The organism is Stenotrophomonas sp. P5_B8 (assembly GCF_054049855.1).
Genome location: NZ_JBFULO010000842.1, coordinates 1 through 670 on the forward strand (window position 1 = coordinate 1; position 670 = coordinate 670).

Below are 670 nucleotides of genomic sequence, written 5' to 3' on the forward strand. Positions count from 1 at the left end.
CCTCCCCCTTTATTYCGCCTCCAAGGGCATGGGGCCCCARCGCCCGACCCACCGACAAAAGCCTGGCTCCCGCTTGTGCACCGCAGCCGCTACGGGGCCCTCACGCGCGCGACCAGCCCGAACGAAGCCCCCATGGATTCACACCGTGCCAAGACCACACGACCACACGGTCACACGCGTATCGCGCGACGCGATCTGCCAAGTCCAATGGAACAGGACGCTCCCCTCCAGTGTGAGAAGAACCAAAAAAAACGGGCCCCTTTCGGGGCCCGTTCGATCATGGCGCGGCGGAGACCGTCGCCGCCCGATCAGAAACTCGCGCGCACGCCCACCGACACCTGGGTGACATCGCGGTAGGCCTGCACTTCAGCGACCAGACCCCAGGTCTGGGTGAAGTTCACCTGGCCACCGAGGTTGCCTACCCACGTGCCCTTGAAGTCGCTGCCGCCGTCCAGGTAACCGGCCTTGGCCCACGCTTCGGTACGCACCGACGGCTTGCCACGCACGCCCACGGTGGCGCGGCCGGCGTTGGTGTGGTCCTTGTCGGTGGCGCTGTCGAAACCGTCCACGGACAGCTTGGCTTCCACGTTCTGGCGGATCCAGGCGATGTCGGCGGTGAAGTCGACGCGGTCGCTCATCGGCATGTGATAGCCGATGCCCAGCTCGGGCT

The 670-nt window shown here is 66.3% G+C and carries 1 pseudogene; it reads right to left on the reverse strand.

Annotated elements, in window-relative coordinates:
- Nucleotides 1–308 precede the first annotated feature (308 nt).
- A pseudogene (locus tag ACXJKH_RS21770) lies at nt 309–670 on the reverse strand (hypothetical protein); the annotation flags it as partial.